The sequence below is a fragment of the Campylobacter sp. CFSAN093259 genome (assembly GCF_012889985.1).
Lineage (GTDB): Bacteria > Campylobacterota > Campylobacteria > Campylobacterales > Campylobacteraceae > Campylobacter_D > Campylobacter_D jejuni.
Window position 1 is genome coordinate 286,905 of record NZ_CP040617.1, and the last position, 16,691, is coordinate 303,595.

Consider the following 16,691-nt stretch of genomic DNA (forward strand, 5'->3'; position numbering starts at 1 on the left):
ATGTTTTTTTTAGATGTTCAAGGGACTTTAATTTCTGATCATGATAAATCTTTAATCCATGGTGCTAAAGAACTGATCGATTTTTTAAATGCAAAAAATCTTCCTTATCTTATCATCACTAACAATACAAAAAAACTTGATTTTTTAGAAAAATTACAGCAAAAAGGATTGGTTATAAAAGAAAATGCTTATATTGATCCTTTCAGCGTTTTAAAACACCTTTTAAGACCTTGTAAAGTTGCGGCTTTTGGTGCAGATGAGTTTGTAAAAAGTCTTGAAAATCTTGGTTTTGAGCTCGATTTTGTAAATCCTAGTGCTGTGCTTGTGGCTAGTTATGATGATTTTAAATTTAAAGATTTTGCCACTATGATAGAATTGGCTAGAAGAGAAGTTAGATTTATAGCTATGCACGAAACTAGTATTTATAAAAAAGATGGTAGGCCTTATCCTGGTGTAGGTAGCATTATGGCTATGCTTAAAAATGCTATTGATTTTGAATACGAGGTTGTGGGTAAGCCTAGCATTGCTTTTTATAAAGAAGCTTTAAATTTAATAAGAAGACAAAATTCAAAAATTGATTTTGAAGATATTAAAATCATTAGTGATGATTTTAGGGGTGACTTGCTTAAGGCAAAAGAACTTGGCATGAAAACCTTGCTAGTTTTAAGCGGCAAGATAAGCGACACAAAAGGGCTTGATACGGATTTGCTTGATGGAGTTTATCCTAGTGTTTTTGAGTTTTTAAAGGATCTAAAATGCCAAATTTAGAAGAATTTAGAAATAAAATCGATGCGGTTGATGATAAAATTTTAGATCTTTTAAATGAAAGAATGACTTATGTTAAAAGTATAGGTGAGCTTAAGCAAAGTAGTGGGGGAAGTATTTATCGTCCTGAGCGTGAAAGAGCCATTATCAATCGTTTAAAAAATGCAAATTTAGGACTTTTAGATCAAAATGCCATAGAGGCAATTTATCAAGAAATTTTTGCAGTTTCAAGAAATTTAGAAATGCCTCAAACTATAGCTTATTTAGGGCCTGAAGGAACTTATACACATCAAGCAGCAAGAAGTCGTTTTGGTGCGATGAGTCGTTATATAGCCTTGGCTAATATCGAAGATGTTTTTAAAGAGTTAAGCAACAAAGAAGCAAAATATGGTGTTGTACCTATAGAAAATAATACCGAAGGTGCAGTGGGCATTACTTTAGATTGTCTAGGTAAGTATAATGAGCTTAAAATTTTTGGCGAAATTTATATGGATATTCATCATTCTTTTGTAGGAATTAATGAAAATTTAAAAGAAATCAAACGCATTTATTCGCATCCGCAAGGTTATAATCAATGTCGTAAATTTTTAGAAAGTCATGAACTTAGTGCTATAGAATTTGTTCCTTCAAAATCTACAGCTAATGCAGCTTACCTAGCTTCGCAAGATAAATATGCGGCAGCAATTTGTTCTAGAATAGCGGCTAAGCTTTATAATGTGCCTGTACTTTTTGATAAAATAGAAGATAATGCAGCCAATAAAACAAGATTTTTAATTTTAAGCGATATTAAAAATCCTAAAATGCCAAATTGTAAAACTTCTATTTTAGCACACACAGCACATAAACCTGGGGGACTTAGCTTTTTATTAGAGCAGTTTAAAAAAGAAAATATCAATCTTACTAAGCTTGAATCTCGCCCTGTAAAATCAAAAGAATTTTTACACAGTTTTTATATAGATTTTGAAGGGCATATTGATGATGAAAATGTAAAAAAAGCCTTAAAAGATATACAAGAGATTGTTTGGCTTGGATCTTATTTATCAGGAGAAAAAGATGAAATTTAATGAATTTTTAAATAATTTAAGCAATTATGAACCCGGCAAAGATATAGAAGTTATTGCTAAAGAATATGGCGTTAAAGAAGTGATAAAATTAGCAAGCAATGAAAATCCTTTTGGCACGCCACCAAAAGCTATAGAATGTTTAAGACAAAATGCAAACAAAGCCCATCTTTACCCTGATGATAGTATGATAGAACTTAAAAGCACATTGGCTCAAAAATACAAAGTTCAAAATGAAAATATCATTATCGGTGCAGGCAGTGATCAAGTGATTGAATTTGCTATACATTCTAAGTTAAATTCTAAAAATGCTTTTTTGCAAGCTGGAGTTACTTTTGCTATGTATGAAATTTATGCCAAACAATGTGGTGCAAAGTGTTATAAAACTCAAAGTATTACTCATAATTTAGATGAGTTTAAAAAACTTTATGAAACGCACAAAGATGAAATTAAACTTATTTTTTTATGCTTACCAAACAATCCTTTAGGCGAGTGTTTGGATGCAAGTGAGGCGACCGAGTTTATTAAAGGTGTAAATGAGGATTGTTTAGTTGTGATTGATGCAGCTTATAATGAATTTGCAAGTTTTAAAGATAGCAAAAAACATTTAGAACCTTGTGAATTGATTAAAGAATTTGACAATGTGCTTTATTTGGGAACTTTTTCTAAACTTTATGGATTAGGAGGCTTACGCATTGGTTATGGCATAGCTAATGCTAATATTATTAGTGCATTTTACAAGCTTCGTGCTCCTTTTAATGTGAGCAATCTTGCTTTAAAAGCAGCAGTTGCAGCAATGGATGATGATGAATTTACTGAAAAAACTTTAGAGAATAATTTTTCTCAAATGGAGCTTTATAAAGAATTTGCTAAAAAACATAATATCAAAATTATCGATAGTTATACAAATTTCATCACTTATTTTTTTGATGAAAAAAATAGTACAGATTTGTCTGAAAAATTGCTTAAAAAGGGTATAATAATAAGAAATTTAAAAAGCTATGGTTTAAATGCTATACGCATTACTATAGGAACATCTTATGAAAATGAAAAATTTTTTACAGAATTTGATAAGATTTTAAGATAGATAAATCAAATAAAAATATGTAAAATTCGCTAAACTAAGGGATGAGAATTAATGGATTTTAAAAATATGCTTCATCAAATTGGGCAACTTTATCAAAATTTAACTCGCAAGCAGCGTATAGTGATTGCTGCATCTATTATAGTTGTGGTTGGGTTTTTGGTTTTTTTAGCTTTATTTCGTGGAAGTGGTAGTAATGCAAATAATGGATATGCAGTTTTAGTTGAAAATGTAAGCCCAAGTTCTTCTGCTGCAATTGTAGCTAAACTTGAACAAAATAATATTCCCTATAAATTAGAAAGTGAAAATAAAATTTTAGTTCCACAAGATCAGGTTTATCGTCAAAGAATGTTTATTGCAAGCGAAGGTCTTATAAAAGATAGTCGCGTGGGTTTTGAAGCTTTTGATACTCAAGCTTTTGGAGCTACAAATGAAGAGCAAAAGGTAAAATACCAAAGAGCCATAGAAGGCGAACTTGCAAGAACTATTGAGACTTTAGAACCTATTCGTAGCGCTGTTGTACACATAGCATTTCCTAAAGATAGTGTTTTTACTGAAAGGCAAATTCCGCCTACAGCTTCAGTTGTTGTTAATGTTCGCGAAGGCTTAAAGCTTACTAGAAAACAAATTGATGGTATAAAAAATATTGTTTCAGCGGCAGTTCCAAAACTTACTAAAGAAAATGTTAAGATTAGTGATCAAAGTGGTGTGCCTTTAGATGAGCAAGAAGCATATGAAGATGACTTGGTTCGTGCGCAAATTAAATTTAAAAGTGATCAAGAAAAAGCTTTAGAAGATAAGATTATAGAAAATTTAGCTCCTTTTGCAGGTGGCATGGATAAAGTAAAAGTGAGTGTAAATATAGATTTTGATTTTTCCAAGCAAGAATCTCAAAGTGAAATTTATGATCCAAATCCTATAGTACGTAGTGAGCAAACTTTAAACGAGGAAAGAACAGGTAGAAAAGATCCAGAAATTCAGGGTGTTCCAGGTGCTGTTTCTAATATAGGTCCTGTTGAAGGACTTGACAATAAGGGTCAAATTGACACTTATAAAAAAAATCAAGTTACTACAAATAATGAACTTTCTAAAACTATCACAAATACCAAAAAACAATTTGCAACAGTTTTACGCACTTCAGCAGCTGTTACTATAGATGGAAAATATCAAGATGTGGTTGATGAAAATGGGGATGTGAAAAGCGAATATGTCCCATTGACTAAAGAAGAGCTTGCAAGTGTTGAGAGTATAGTTAAAAATACTATTAATTTTAGCGCTACTAGAGGTGATAGTGTTGTGGTGCAAAATTTACCATTTCATCGTGAGTCGATTAGAGTTGAGAGTAAAGTTAAAACTTTTTACAATCGTTTTGTTGAGCCATTTATTCCGCCGGTTAAATACTTTATTGCAGCGATTTTACTTTTTATTTTTTACAAAAAAGTTATTGCTCCATTTACTCAAAAAATGCTTGAAGATGTCGCAGCACAAGAGGAAATGCAGCAAGGTCCAAATGCTGTTTTAGATGATGCTGAAGATGCTTTAGAGAAATTTAATGCAGCAAGGAAAAAAGTTGAAGAACAACTTGGTTTTGGGGATAACTTCAATGAAGATTCTATCCAGTATGAGGTTTTGCTTGAAAAATTGCGTGGTTTGGTAAGTGATAAAGGTGAGGAAATTGCAGCACTTTTGCAAAACTTAATTCAAAATGATAGCGAATTTGGCGAAAAGGATATGTGATGATAAAGCTAAGTGAAGAACAAAAAATGGTCTATGATGATTTATCGATGCCTGAGAAGGTAGCGATATTTCTTATACAACTTGGCGAAGATGCAACCACTTCTGTGTTTTCACATATGGAAATTGATGTAATCACAGAAATTTCACGTTATATTGCTATGGCTAAAAATGTTGATAGATCTGTAGCTACTGCAGTTTTAGAAGAATTTTACACTCTGCTTCAATCAAATCAATATATTAAAAGTGGTGGTTTGGAATATGCTAAAGAAATACTTTTTCGTACTTTTGGACCAGAGATTGCAAATAAAATTCTTGAAAAACTCACTAAAAGTATGGAGAATAATCAAAATTTTGCTTATTTGGCGCAAATTAAACCACAGCAACTTGCAGACTTTATTACCAAAGAGCACCCACAAACCATCGCTCTTATTTTGGCACACATGGATTCTATTCATGCGGCAGAAACTTTAGAGTATTTTAGCGATGAATTAAGGGCTGAGGTGGTTATAAGAATGGCAAATCTTGGTGATATTTCTCCAAGTATTATTAAAAGAGTTTCTGCAGTGCTAGAAAGCAAGCTTGAAAGTCTTACCTCTTATAAGGTTGAAGTGGGCGGCCCAAGAGCAGTAGCAGAAGTGCTTAATCGTTTGGGTCAAAAAGCAAGCAAATCAACCATTACTTATATTGAACAAAGTGATGAACGCTTAGCAGAGACTATTAAAGAGCTTATGTTTACTTTCGATGATATACAAAAACTTAGCACTCAGGCTATAAGAGAAATTTTAAAAGTAGCCGATAAGCGTGATTTAATGATAGGTTTAAAAGGTGCAAGTGAAGAGTTAAAGCAAAAATTCTTAGCCAATATGTCTACGCGTGCAAGCGAAGCTTTTCTTGAAGAAATGGGTTTTTTGGGTGCTGTGCGTGTTAAAGATGTTGAAGATGCACAAAGAAAGGTTGTTGAAGTGGTGCAAAAACTTGCAGAACAAGGTCTTGTTCAAACAGGCGATGCGGATGAAATGATAGAGTAGGTGAGAGATGGTTAATCGTAGCAATGTAATTTCTGGTGGGGCTTCTGATCAGCATGTTGTTGAAGGATATCGTTTTAAAGTTATTTCAGAATTTGATAATCATACAGGTGAAAAAAAACATACTCAAACTCCAGATGAAGAAAATACTAATATATCTTTAAATGACGAAAAACCAGTCGAAGAAAATCAAGTCATTGCCTCTACACAAGCTGTTATGGAAACTCAAATTCCAACATTTCAACCAAGCTTTGTTGAAGATTTACTTAAAAAAACAGATGAAATGTCAAGCAATATTATTAAACTTCAAATGCAAATAGAAAGCCAAGAGAATGAATTTAATAACCGCTTAAATTCAGAACTTGAAAATGCTAAAGAAAAATTTACCAAAGAGGGTTATGAGAAAGCAAAAGAAGAATTTCAAAAGGAATTGAGTGATTTTAAAGATAAGTATTTAAAAAGTATAGCCAAACTTGATAATGCTTGCGAAAATCTTGAAAATTTCATAGAAAAAAATGAGAAAGAATTAGCAGATACTGCTATAGATATCGCTAAAGAAGTAATCTTAAAAGAACTTGAACTAAATTCAAGTAAGATAGCTTATGCTTTGGCTAAAGATTTAATCGGTGAGCTTAAGGGTGCTAGTGCAATTGAGCTTAAGGTTAATGCAGAGGATTATGAGTATTTAAAAGAGCAATTTGATCAGAATGCTCATATTAAAATAAGTCTTGATGATGCAATTAGCAAAGGAAGTGTTGTTATTATAAGTGACGCAGGCAATATAGAATCCAATCTTAACTCTCGTCTAACTAAAATTAAAAAAATGGTGAATAATGAGTAAAAAATTTGCCCATACTCAAGAAGAGTTAGAAAAGCTAAGTTTAAAAGAATTAGAAAATTTAGCAGCATCTATGCGTGAAAAAATCATACAAGTTGTGAGTAAAAATGGTGGGCATTTAAGTTCAAATTTGGGTGCTGTAGAACTTAGTATAGCAATGCATTTGGTTTTTGATGCAAAAAAAGATCCTTTTATTTTTGATGTGTCGCATCAGTCTTATACACACAAGCTTTTAAGCGGAAAAGAAGAAATATTTGATACTTTAAGACAAATCAATGGTTTAAGTGGTTATACAAAACCTAGCGAGGGAGATTATTTTGTAGCAGGGCATTCTAGTACCTCTATTTCTTTGGCAGTAGGTGCTTGTAAGGCTATTGCTTTAAAGGGTGAAAAGCGTATTCCTGTTGCTTTGATTGGAGATGGTGCTTTAAGTGCGGGTATGGCCTATGAGGCTTTAAATGAATTGGGTGATTCTAAATTTCCTTGCGTAATACTTTTAAATGATAATGAAATGAGTATTTCAAAACCAATTGGAGCAATTTCAAAGTATCTTTCTCAGGCTATGGCAACGCAGTTTTATCAAAGTTTTAAAAAGCGTATTGCTAAAATGTTGGATATATTGCCTGATAGTGCTACTTATATGGCCAAGCGTTTTGAAGAGAGTTTTAAACTTATTACCCCTGGGCTTTTGTTTGAAGAATTAGGGCTTGAATATATAGGGCCTATTGATGGACATAATTTAGGTGAAATTATTTCTGCATTAAAACAAGCAAAAGCTATGCAAAAGCCTTGTGTGATACATGCTCAAACCATAAAGGGTAAAGGCTATGCTTTAGCTGAAGGAAAACATGCTAAATGGCACGGGGTGGGAGCCTTTGATATAGATAGTGGAGAGAGTGTTAAAAAAAGTGATACTAAAAAATCTGCTACTGAAATTTTTTCTAAGAATTTGCTTGATTTAGCCTCAAAATATGAAAATATTGTTGGGGTTACGGCGGCTATGCCAAGTGGAACAGGTCTTGATAAGCTTATAGAAAAATATCCAAATCGTTTTTGGGATGTGGCTATTGCAGAACAGCATGCAGTAACTTCTATGGCCGCTATGGCAAAAGAAGGATTTAAACCTTTTATTGCAATATATAGCACCTTTTTGCAGCGTGCTTATGATCAAGTGATCCATGATTGTGCGATTATGAATTTAAATGTGGTTTTTGCTATGGATAGGGCAGGGATAGTAGGCGAAGATGGGGAGACGCATCAAGGTGTTTTTGATCTTAGTTTTTTAGCTCCTTTGCCAAATTTCACTCTTTTAGCCCCAAGAGATGAACAAATGATGCAAAATATAATGGAGTATGCTTATTTACATCAAGGACCTATTGCTTTGCGTTATCCTAGAGGGAGTTTTATTTTGGATAAAGAATTTAATCCTTGTGAGATAAAACTTGGTAAGGCACAATGGCTTGTAAAAAATAATAGTGAAATTGCTTTTTTAGGTTATGGACAAGGTGTGGCAAAAGCGTGGCAAGTCTTAAGAGCCTTGCAAGAAATGAATAATAATGCTAATTTGATTGATTTAATTTTTGCTAAACCTTTAGATGAAGAGCTTTTGTGTGAGCTTGCTAAAAAAAGTAAAATTTGGTTTATTTTTAGTGAAAATGTTAAAATTGGCGGTATAGAAAGTTTAATTAATAATTTTTTACAAAAATATGATTTGCATGTAAAAGTTGTTAGCTTTGAATATGAAGACAAATTTATTGAACATGGAAAAACAAGTGAGGTGGAAAAAAATCTAGAAAAAGATGTCAATAGTTTGTTGACGAAAGTTTTAAAATTTTATCATTAAATAATAAAAAATATTATTTAATATAAACTTCTTTTAATGAAAATTTTATTATTATTTTTACTTAAAAAAGCAAGGAATAAATAAAATGGAATTACTACAAATGCTTAAAAAACATGAGTTAAAAGCTACTCCGCAAAGACTATGTGTTTTAAAAATTTTAAAAAGACATGAGCATCCTAATATTGATGAATTATATACAGAAATTAAAAAAGAATACCCTTCAATCTCTTTAGCGACGGTTTATAAAAATCTTAATACTTTACAAGAACAAGGTTTAGTTGTTGAAATCAATGTTTTAAATCAAAAAACTTGTTACGATATCTATGAAGAAGAACATATTCATGTTGTTTGCACCAAATGTGGTGGTATAGAGGATTTAAGTTTTAAAGATGCTAAGCTTTATGAATATCAAGAGCATTTAGAAAAAAAGATAGGCAATCTCGTCAATCATCTGTCTGTTTGTGCTTATGTTGATAATTGCAAAAAGTGTCATTAAGCAAAATAAGGTTAAAATAACCCATATATTTTAAGGGTTATTTTAATGGTTTATGAAATTCAAAAAAACTTTTTACTATCTGATTGCACTCTTTTAGAGAATTTAAAAAAAGATAATATACCTTTTCGAAATTCTAAATTTGAAACTTTTTATACTCAAATAACTTCAAATCATAGTGTTAAATTTCAAAGTTTTTGCAATGAATTTTATAAAATTACAAAATTTAATAATTCAATTTTAGAACAGAATCAAGAAGAGAAAATTTCTAAAAAAAAATTTGAAAAAGCTCGAAAAAAGATTATAGGAAAGAGCATTAAAAAAGAACGCTTCGAATTTAAATTTTGCTCTTTAAAAAGTTATATTGATATTTATGAAGAGCCTAAAATTTGTATTTTAAAAATATTTTTTCCAACTTTGGATAGTTCCAATGAATTTAAAATTCCTAAAGATTTTAAAATTCAAAAAGAATTACATCATGATTTAAATTCTAAACATATCGTTTTATATGGTTTTGAATATCAAAATTTTGATATAGAGAAATATTTTAAAATTATAGAAAAAAATCAGAATTTTAGCTTGGATTTTCCAAATTATATTAATGCTTATGATGGATTTAGAATTTTTTTATTTTATTTATTTAAAAAATTAAAATTTTATTGGACTTTATCTTTAGAGAGAAAAGATAAGCAAAGTTTATGCGAATTTTTATTTTATTCAAGAAGCTTGTATATAGTTTTATCAAGTATGAATACTATTTTAGATAAAAATTTGAGTAATATTTTGGCTTTAAAGTTTAAAGATATAACGAAAAAAACTCAAGATATTTTAGCAAGTGAAAATTCAAATCAAGATTTATTGCTATTTTTAAGCGATGAAAAAATCCAAGATTTGTTTAATGATTTTGATTTTTTCATAAAGGAAAATTCTTTTTATGAAGGCGATTGCAAAGATAGGTTTTTTAAACAACTTGTTGCGTTAGAACTTAGAAAAAAAATTATTTTATTTAGAAAAAATATACTAAAAAATTTTGATTTAGAGCTTTTTGAAAATAGTTTTTTTGAATTGGCAATATTTTTAGAATATTTTTATCATTTTTTAGAGATAAAAAATTTAAACAAACTTTATGAAAAATATTCCAAAGATAGGGATAAAAATATTTTTTCCAAAATAATCAATAATAAAAATAAATTTTGCAAATTGCTTAAAAAATCAAGTAAAAATTTGAAAATTTACAAAGGATAAAAATGCAAAAACAAGAAAAAATTATAGAAATGTTTAATCAAATTGCACCTACTTATGATAAGGCGAATAGAATTTTAAGCTTTGGAGCTGATGTAGCGTGGCGCAAAAAAGCTTGTCAAAGAGTGATGAGTTTGTATTTAAAAAAAGATTTAAAAATCGCTGATATTGCCTGTGGCACAGGGGATATGATAGAGATTTGGCAAGAGAGTGCTTTAAAAATGGAAAAAAATATTTTAAATATTAAAGGTATTGATCCAAGTAGTGGCATGCTAAATGTTGCAAAAGAAAAATTTCCAAATGTCGAATTTATAAAAGCAGGGGCGCAAAATTTACCTTTAGAAAGTCAAAGTTTAGATATTTTAAGTATTAGTTATGGCATTCGCAATGTTGTAGAAAGACAAAAAGCCTTAAGCGAATTTGCTAGAGTGCTTCAAAAAGATGGTATTTTGGTAGTTTTGGAATTTACAAAAAGAGAAAAGGGTGGATTTATAGCAGCTTGTAGAGATTTTTATCTTAAAAATATTTTACCAAGTATAGGTGGGATAATCAGTAAAAATAAAAGTGCTTATGAGTATTTGCCAAACTCTATTGAAGGATTTTTAAGTAAGAAAGAATTCATCTTAGAACTTAAAAATGCTGGTTTTGAAATGCTTGATTATAAAAGTTTTAGCTTTGGCGTGAGTTCAATGTTTATAGCAAAAAAACTATGACACCAACAGAATTAAATCTTAAAGCAAAGGCTTTATTAGAAACACATTTTGATGATATAGTTTTAAGTGGAGAAATTTCAAAAATTACTTTGCATGGTTCAGGGCATTGGTATTTTGATTTAAAAGATGAAAGATCAAGCATTGCTTGTGCTATGTTTAAAGGAGCTAATTTAAAAGTCGGGTTTAAACCAGCGGTGGGGGATTTTTTAGAGCTTTGTGGAAGTGTGAGTTTATATCCTGAAAGCGGTCGTTATCAATTTATCGCTACTAGTATGAAAAAAGCAGGTTTTGGGGATTTGGAAGCACAGTTTTTGGCTTTAAAAGAGCGTTTGCAAAAAGAAGGACTTTTTGATCCACGCTTTAAAAAATCTTTGCCAAAATTTCCTAAAAAAGTAGGTATTATAACTTCAAAAACTTCTGCTGCTTTGCAAGATATGTTAAAACTTATTCATCAAAAAGAATATTTTTTGGCAAAAATTTATATTTTTGATGCTTTAACTCAAGGAAATAATGCTCCTTTTTCTCTTATACAAGCTTTAAAAAAAGCCGATGATATGGATTTAGATGTTCTTATTATAGCACGTGGTGGAGGAAGCAGGGAAGATCTTTTTTGTTTTAATGATGAAAATTTAGCAAGAGAGATTTTTAAAGCAAAAACTCCTATTATTTCAGCCATAGGACATGAGATTGATTATGTTATTAGTGATTTTGTTGCAGATTTTAGAGCTCCAACGCCTTCAGCTGCTATAGATACTTTGTTTTATTCTAAGTTGGATATAGAGCAAAGTTTGGATTTAATGGAAGAAAAATTAATGCAACTTTGGAATTATAAAATACAAAATTATGAAAATTTGCTTTTAAATTTAAGCAAATTTTTCAAATTTAATTCTTTGCCAAAAATAATAGATGAAAAAATAAAACAAAGCCATAATATAGAAAAGCAATTAAATCATCTATTGGCAAATCAAATGCGTTATAATGAATTAAAATTAGATAAATTGCAAAATGCTTATTTGCAACATGAGAATTTTTTTAATAAAAGCAAAAAGTTTATTTGTATCAGAAAAAATGGTAAAATAGCAAATTTAGAAGATCTTAAGAGTGATGATATCGTTATTTTAAGTTCTCAAACTTCTCAAAAAGAAGCAAAAATTTTATAAGGATAGATTATGAGAAAAATCAATTTCAGTGCAGGGCCATCGACTTTACCTTTAGAAATTTTAGAGCAAGCTCAAAAAGAACTCTGTGATTATCAGGGTAGGGGTTATTCTATAATGGAAATTTCTCACCGCACAAAAGTATTTGAAGAAGTGCATTTTGGAGCACAAGAGAAAGCTAAAAAACTTTACGAGTTAAATGATGATTATGAAGTATTATTTTTACAAGGTGGAGCAAGTTTGCAATTTGCTATGATTCCTATGAATTTAGCTTTAAATGGGGTTTGTGAATATGCAAATACAGGAGTTTGGACAAAAAAAGCGATTAAAGAAGCACAAATTTTAGGTGTCAATGTTAAAACCGTAGCAAGTAGTGAGGAAAGTAATTTCGATCATATTCCTAGAGTGGAATTTAGCGATAATGCTGATTATGCTTATATTTGTTCTAACAATACTATTTACGGCACTCAATATCAAAATTATCCTAAAACTAAAACTCCTTTGATTGTCGATGCATCGAGTGATTTTTTTTCTAGAAAAGTAGATTTTTCAAATATTGCTCTTTTTTATGGCGGAGTGCAAAAAAATGCTGGAATTTCGGGTTTAAGTTGTATTTTTATCCGTAAAGATATGTTAGAAAGATCTAAAAATAAACAAATTCCTAGTATGTTAAATTATTTGACTCATGCTGAGAATCAGTCCTTGTTTAACACGCCTCCAACCTTTGCCATTTATATGTTTAATCTTGAAATGGATTGGCTTTTAAATCAAGGTGGGCTTGATAAAGTGCATGAGAAAAATTCTCAAAAAGCTACTATGCTTTATGAATGTATTGATTTAAGTAATGGATTTTATAAAGGACATGCAGATAAAAAGGATAGATCTTTAATGAATGTGAGTTTTAATATTGCTAAAAATAAAGATTTAGAGCCTCTTTTTGTAAAGGAAGCCGAAGAAGCTGGAATGATAGGACTTAAAGGACATAGAATTTTAGGAGGAATTCGTGCAAGTATTTATAATGCGCTTAATTTGGATCAGGTAAAAACCTTGTGTGAATTTATGAAAGAATTTCAAGGAAAATATGCATGATAAAGCGTTTTGATGAGTGCGATAGAATGTCGCAAATTATTGTTTTTGATAAATATTTTAAGACTGCAGGACAAGTGGCTTTTGAACCTAGCGGAGATATTAAAAAACAAACTAAAGAAGCGCTTGCAGAACTTGATGCTTTGTTTGAAAAAATAGGCGCAAACAAAGGAGATTTGATTCAAATTCAAATCTGGTTAGCTAATATGCAAGATTTTGATGCAATGAATGAAATTTATGATGCTTGGATTAAAAATTATCCTAAACCTGTTAGAGCTTGTGTAGGAAGTGCTTTAGCAGAGGGTTATTTGGTAGAAATTCAAGCTTTTGGAAAGCTAAGAGAGAATTAAAAATTCTCTCCTCCAAATTTTAAAAGCGCAGATCCCCAAGTAAAACCACCGCCAAAAGCATCTAGTAAGATCAGATTTCCTTTTTTAAGTCGACCTTCTTCATAGGCATCATTCATTGCCATAGGTATAGAAGCAGCTGAAGTATTGCCATATTTTTGTACAGTGATCACACATTTTTCATCGCTTAGATTGAGTTTTTCTTGGACGGCTTTAATGATGCGTAGATTAGCTTGATGAGGAATAAAAAGATCAATTTCTTGTGCTAAAATGTTATTTTTAGCTAAAATTTCTACAACATCATTACTAAGCGTGTTTACTGCTATTTTAAAAACTTCATTGCCTTTCATTTGCATAGAAAGTGTTTGACATAGGCTTGATTTTTGCGATCTTTGAGTCATTAAAAGATCTCCATAATTACCATTGCTTGCAGTATGTACATCAAGGATATGATTTTCATTATCCAAACTTACAACTCCAGCACCTGCACCGTCTCCAAAGAGTATGCAAATACTTCTGTCATTGTAATCCATAATTGAACTTGTTTTTTCAGCTCCTATGATTAAAACATTTTTTTTCAAACCACTTTCTACTAAGGCTTTAGCTTGTTCAAGCAAATAGATAAAACCAGAACAAGCTGCTGAAATATCAAAAGCGCTAATATTTACAAGTCCTAAATTTGAAGCAATTTTACAAGCCGTTGAAGGCATAGTAAAATAATCAGGACTTAAAGTAGCTACAAGAATCGCATCAATATCTTCAGGTTTTAAATTTGCTCTTTCTATGGCTTTTAATGCAGCTTTTGTGCCCAAATCGCTAGTATTTTCATTTTCACTAGCAATGCGCCTTTCTTTAATACCTGTGCGTCTAATGATCCATTCATCGGTGGTATCTACCATTTTTTCAAGATCAGCATTGCTTAAAATTTTTTCTGGAATATAAGAAGCTATACTTTTAAGACTGGCTTTAAGCATTGTATTTCCCAAGTTCATTTTCTATAAATTTATTGATATGAGATTGGCTAAAATTTATAGCTTGAAAAATTGCATTTTTAATAGCTCTAGAATCGCTTTTTCCATGACTTATGATCACGCAGCCATTAACTCCAAGAAGGGGTGCTCCGCCATATTCTTGCCAATCTGTGTGTTTTTTTAATTTTTTAAAAGATGGCTTCATAAGTAAAGCACCTATTTTAGAAATAAAAGATTGCTTTACTTCGTTTTTTAGAAGTTGAAAAATAGCTGTTGCCACACCTTCACAAGCCTTTAAGATAACATTTCCATCAAAACCATCGCAGACTAAAACATCTATTTCACCATTGAAAATATCTCTACCTTCAGCATTACCTATAAAATTTGGAATTTTTTTCATAAGCTGATGACTTTCTTTGGTAAGTTCATTACCTTTGCATTCTTCTTCACCATTAGAAAGTAAAGCAAGGCGTGGTTTTTGAATTTGCATGATTTCTCTAGCATAAACTTCACCCATTATGGCAAATTGAAATAAATTTTCAGCTTTACAATCTGTATTAGCTCCAACATCCAAAAGTAAAGTTTTGTTAACGATATTTGGCATTAAAGTGGCAATAGCAGGTCTTGAAATACCTTTAAGTCTTCCAAGCTTTAAGGTAGCCAAAGACATACTTGCTCCACTATGACCCGCTGAAACTACAGCATCTACTTTTTTTTCTTTTAATAAATTAATAGCTTTGTATATGGTTGTTTCTTTATTTTTTAAAGCATCTGTGGCATTTCCATTCATCGAAAAAATTTCACTAGCTTCTTCGTATTGTATATATTGTTCTAATTTTTTTGGTATTAAAGGTTTTAGAATTTTAGAATTTCCCACTAAGATAGCGTTAAAAGGTTTTGTTTCTAGTGCCTTTAAAACGCCTTCTATAATGGGTTTTTCTCCAAAATCACCACCCATTGCATCAATGGCAATGTTAATCATTGATTTTAATATTCCTTAGTTGTTGGATTCGCACGGTGAGGCATTTTGTAGCTTCCATCTTTGTCTTTTATAGGCATAGGAAGACTAACTTTATAGTGAGTTCTGCGTTTAGCTGCACGAGTTTTGCTCACTCTTCTCTTTGGTACTGCCATTTTTTCTCCTTTATAAAATTTAATTAATTATTGCAATTTATGCAATAAAAATAATCACTCAAATAAGCTTCAAGCTCGCTGATAGCAACTTCTATTAAATCAATATGTCCATCGAAAAATTCTATAGTATTGCTCAATTCGTTTGCTTCATCTTTAAAAATACCATCACTTGCAAAAAGTTCTAAATTTTCTTTAATTTCAAGTTCTAACTCAGTTCCACAACTATCACAAGGTCTATAGATAAAACCTTGCATAATAGCATTTATTTTAACAAGCTTAGGATTTATTTTTACTAAATTTCCCTCAAAAATAATATTTTCAAGATTAAGTTTAAAAGGATATTCCTTTGTATTAATCTTAGAAAAAGGGATTTTCATTTAGCAAATTTCATTTGGTTTAAAGAAAAATTCAATTTCTATTTTTGCATTTTCTAAGCTATCGCTTCCATGAACAGCATTAGCGTCAATACTCTCAGCAAAATCAGCCCTAATTGTTCCTGCTTTAGCTTCTTTAGGATTTGTTGCTCCCATTAAATCTCTATTTTTCAATACAGCACCTTCTCCTTCTAGTATAGAAACAACAACAGGACCGCTAATCATAAATTCAACCAAGTCTTTAAAAAAAGGTCTTTCTTTATGAACAGCATAAAAATTTTCAGCTTGTTCTTTACTAAGTTGAACTTTTTTCATTGCAGCGATTCTTAATCCATTGCTTTCAAAACGATCTAAAATTTTTCCTATAACACCTTTTTTAACAGCATCAGGTTTAATTATAGATAAAGTTTTTTCCATCTTTGTAATAACTCCTTATTTTAATAAAGCTTAAAATTATACTTGAATTTGTTTAAAGAAAGTTAAATTAAATTAAAAAGCTAGGAATCTCTAGCTTTTTAATTTTTTAAAATTATGCAAAAACTGGAGTGTCCCCACTTCTCATATCAGCACCAATATTATCACGACTTGGTTGTCCTGATTCTACAGCACTCCAAACTATACATCCATCTGTTGGGCAAGCACTAGCACAAGCTGGTTGATCATTATGTCCTACGCATTCAACGCATTTGTTTGCATAGACATAATATCTATCTTCACCTTCTGGATTGTTAGTATCATCAACGATAGCATTCACTGGACACTCATCAATACAAGAACCACAAGCAATACATATATCTGTAATTTTTACAGCCATTTTTTCT

At 30.8% G+C, this 16,691-nt stretch carries 19 protein-coding genes; 13 read left to right on the top strand and 6 right to left on the bottom strand.

From position 1 onward, the window contains the following. From FBF20_RS01515 to FBF20_RS01575, 13 genes are all read left to right on the top strand, one after another. Complete coding sequence (locus FBF20_RS01515) at positions 1-768, top strand: HAD-IIA family hydrolase (protein WP_002858702.1); 768 nt, start codon at positions 1-3, stop codon at positions 766-768. Then, a complete protein-coding gene (pheA, locus tag FBF20_RS01520; RefSeq protein ID WP_002858741.1) occupies positions 756-1,829 on the top strand; it encodes a prephenate dehydratase in 1,074 nt (357 codons plus the stop codon). The genes FBF20_RS01515 and pheA overlap by 13 nt, the downstream gene beginning before the upstream one ends. Continuing rightward, positions 1,819-2,913: a histidinol-phosphate transaminase gene (hisC, locus tag FBF20_RS01525; RefSeq protein ID WP_002858650.1), complete on the top strand. Its 1,095-nt coding sequence runs from the start codon at positions 1,819-1,821 to the stop codon at positions 2,911-2,913. Before pheA ends, hisC begins: the two co-directional genes overlap by 11 nt. 51 nt (positions 2,914-2,964) lie before the next feature. Further along, the gene (fliF, locus tag FBF20_RS01530; protein WP_002859425.1) at positions 2,965-4,647 is read left to right on the top strand and encodes a flagellar basal-body MS-ring/collar protein FliF; all 1,683 of its coding nucleotides are present in this window, start codon (positions 2,965-2,967) and stop codon (positions 4,645-4,647) included. Further along, entirely contained in the window at positions 4,647-5,675 is a 1,029-nt protein-coding gene (fliG, locus tag FBF20_RS01535) for a flagellar motor switch protein FliG (RefSeq protein WP_002854670.1), read from the top strand. Before fliF ends, fliG begins: the two co-directional genes overlap by 1 nt. A gap of 7 nt (positions 5,676-5,682) precedes the next feature. Continuing rightward, positions 5,683-6,513, top strand: coding sequence for a flagellar assembly protein FliH (gene fliH / locus FBF20_RS01540; RefSeq protein ID WP_002858748.1), 831 nt, complete (start codon positions 5,683-5,685; stop codon positions 6,511-6,513). After that, positions 6,506-8,353, top strand: a complete 1,848-nt coding sequence (gene dxs, locus FBF20_RS01545; protein WP_002858717.1) for a 1-deoxy-D-xylulose-5-phosphate synthase — start codon at positions 6,506-6,508, stop codon at positions 8,351-8,353. Before fliH ends, dxs begins: the two co-directional genes overlap by 8 nt. Positions 8,354-8,438: 85 nt before the next feature. Further along, positions 8,439-8,849: a peroxide-responsive transcriptional repressor PerR gene (gene perR, locus FBF20_RS01550; RefSeq protein ID WP_002872045.1), complete on the top strand. Its 411-nt coding sequence runs from the start codon at positions 8,439-8,441 to the stop codon at positions 8,847-8,849. A gap of 45 nt (positions 8,850-8,894) precedes the next feature. After that, positions 8,895-10,091, top strand: a complete 1,197-nt coding sequence (locus FBF20_RS01555) for a hypothetical protein (protein WP_002858679.1) — start codon at positions 8,895-8,897, stop codon at positions 10,089-10,091. Positions 10,092-10,093: 2 nt separating this feature from the next. Continuing rightward, entirely contained in the window at positions 10,094-10,801 is a 708-nt protein-coding gene (ubiE, locus tag FBF20_RS01560; RefSeq protein WP_002858648.1) for a bifunctional demethylmenaquinone methyltransferase/2-methoxy-6-polyprenyl-1,4-benzoquinol methylase UbiE, read from the top strand. Continuing rightward, the gene (xseA, locus tag FBF20_RS01565; RefSeq protein WP_002851089.1) at positions 10,798-11,961 is read left to right on the top strand and encodes an exodeoxyribonuclease VII large subunit; all 1,164 of its coding nucleotides are present in this window, start codon (positions 10,798-10,800) and stop codon (positions 11,959-11,961) included. Before ubiE ends, xseA begins: the two co-directional genes overlap by 4 nt. 9 nt (positions 11,962-11,970) lie before the next feature. Beyond that, on the top strand, positions 11,971-13,047 hold the full coding sequence (gene serC / locus FBF20_RS01570) for a phosphoserine transaminase (RefSeq protein WP_002858670.1): 1,077 nt from the start codon (positions 11,971-11,973) through the stop codon (positions 13,045-13,047). Then, positions 13,044-13,394, top strand: a complete 351-nt coding sequence (locus tag FBF20_RS01575; RefSeq protein ID WP_002854323.1) for a RidA family protein — start codon at positions 13,044-13,046, stop codon at positions 13,392-13,394. The genes serC and FBF20_RS01575 overlap by 4 nt, the downstream gene beginning before the upstream one ends. Here the strand turns inward: FBF20_RS01575 and FBF20_RS01580 are convergent. From FBF20_RS01580 to FBF20_RS01605, 6 genes are all read right to left on the bottom strand, one after another. Continuing rightward, positions 13,391-14,365: a beta-ketoacyl-ACP synthase III gene (locus FBF20_RS01580; protein WP_002904017.1), complete on the bottom strand. Its 975-nt coding sequence runs from the start codon at positions 14,363-14,365 to the stop codon at positions 13,391-13,393. The two genes, FBF20_RS01575 and FBF20_RS01580, sit on opposite strands and share 4 nt — an antisense overlap. Beyond that, positions 14,358-15,344 carry a phosphate acyltransferase PlsX gene (gene plsX / locus FBF20_RS01585; RefSeq protein ID WP_002858645.1) on the bottom strand — a complete coding sequence of 329 codons (987 nt, stop codon included), beginning with the start codon at positions 15,342-15,344 and terminating at the stop codon, positions 14,358-14,360. Before plsX ends, FBF20_RS01580 begins: the two co-directional genes overlap by 8 nt. 5 nt (positions 15,345-15,349) lie before the next feature. After that, positions 15,350-15,496, bottom strand: a complete 147-nt coding sequence (gene rpmF, locus FBF20_RS01590) for a 50S ribosomal protein L32 (protein ID WP_002858674.1) — start codon at positions 15,494-15,496, stop codon at positions 15,350-15,352. Positions 15,497-15,519: 23 nt separating this feature from the next. Then, positions 15,520-15,873: a hypothetical protein gene (locus tag FBF20_RS01595; RefSeq protein ID WP_002858727.1), complete on the bottom strand. Its 354-nt coding sequence runs from the start codon at positions 15,871-15,873 to the stop codon at positions 15,520-15,522. Next, positions 15,874-16,287 (bottom strand): nucleoside-diphosphate kinase, encoded by a 414-nt coding sequence (ndk, locus tag FBF20_RS01600; RefSeq protein WP_002858685.1) that lies wholly within the window; start codon positions 16,285-16,287, stop codon positions 15,874-15,876. Positions 16,288-16,399: 112 nt separating this feature from the next. Next, positions 16,400-16,684, bottom strand: a complete 285-nt coding sequence (locus FBF20_RS01605; RefSeq protein WP_002858671.1) for a 4Fe-4S dicluster domain-containing protein — start codon at positions 16,682-16,684, stop codon at positions 16,400-16,402. Positions 16,685-16,691 lie beyond the last annotated feature (7 nt).

Bases quoted from the DNA above. Each gene is read 5' to 3' on its own strand.
- FBF20_RS01515 (WP_002858702.1), top strand. From the start codon at position 1: ATGTTTTTTTTAGATGTTCAAGGGACTTTAATTTCTGATCATGATAAA.
- pheA (WP_002858741.1), top strand. From the start codon at position 756: ATGCCAAATTTAGAAGAATTTAGAAATAAAATCGATGCGGTTGATGAT.
- hisC (WP_002858650.1), top strand. From the start codon at position 1,819: ATGAAATTTAATGAATTTTTAAATAATTTAAGCAATTATGAACCCGGC.
- fliF (WP_002859425.1), top strand. From the start codon at position 2,965: ATGGATTTTAAAAATATGCTTCATCAAATTGGGCAACTTTATCAAAAT.
- fliG (WP_002854670.1), top strand. From the start codon at position 4,647: ATGATAAAGCTAAGTGAAGAACAAAAAATGGTCTATGATGATTTATCG.
- fliH (WP_002858748.1), top strand. From the start codon at position 5,683: ATGGTTAATCGTAGCAATGTAATTTCTGGTGGGGCTTCTGATCAGCAT.
- dxs (WP_002858717.1), top strand. From the start codon at position 6,506: ATGAGTAAAAAATTTGCCCATACTCAAGAAGAGTTAGAAAAGCTAAGT.
- perR (WP_002872045.1), top strand. From the start codon at position 8,439: ATGGAATTACTACAAATGCTTAAAAAACATGAGTTAAAAGCTACTCCG.
- FBF20_RS01555 (WP_002858679.1), top strand. From the start codon at position 8,895: ATGGTTTATGAAATTCAAAAAAACTTTTTACTATCTGATTGCACTCTT.
- ubiE (WP_002858648.1), top strand. From the start codon at position 10,094: ATGCAAAAACAAGAAAAAATTATAGAAATGTTTAATCAAATTGCACCT.
- xseA (WP_002851089.1), top strand. From the start codon at position 10,798: ATGACACCAACAGAATTAAATCTTAAAGCAAAGGCTTTATTAGAAACA.
- serC (WP_002858670.1), top strand. From the start codon at position 11,971: ATGAGAAAAATCAATTTCAGTGCAGGGCCATCGACTTTACCTTTAGAA.
- FBF20_RS01575 (WP_002854323.1), top strand. From the start codon at position 13,044: ATGATAAAGCGTTTTGATGAGTGCGATAGAATGTCGCAAATTATTGTT.
- FBF20_RS01580 (WP_002904017.1), bottom strand. From the start codon at position 14,365: ATGCTTAAAGCCAGTCTTAAAAGTATAGCTTCTTATATTCCAGAAAAA.
- plsX (WP_002858645.1), bottom strand. From the start codon at position 15,344: ATGATTAACATTGCCATTGATGCAATGGGTGGTGATTTTGGAGAAAAA.
- rpmF (WP_002858674.1), bottom strand. From the start codon at position 15,496: ATGGCAGTACCAAAGAGAAGAGTGAGCAAAACTCGTGCAGCTAAACGC.
- FBF20_RS01595 (WP_002858727.1), bottom strand. From the start codon at position 15,873: ATGAAAATCCCTTTTTCTAAGATTAATACAAAGGAATATCCTTTTAAA.
- ndk (WP_002858685.1), bottom strand. From the start codon at position 16,287: ATGGAAAAAACTTTATCTATAATTAAACCTGATGCTGTTAAAAAAGGT.
- FBF20_RS01605 (WP_002858671.1), bottom strand. From the start codon at position 16,684: ATGGCTGTAAAAATTACAGATATATGTATTGCTTGTGGTTCTTGTATT.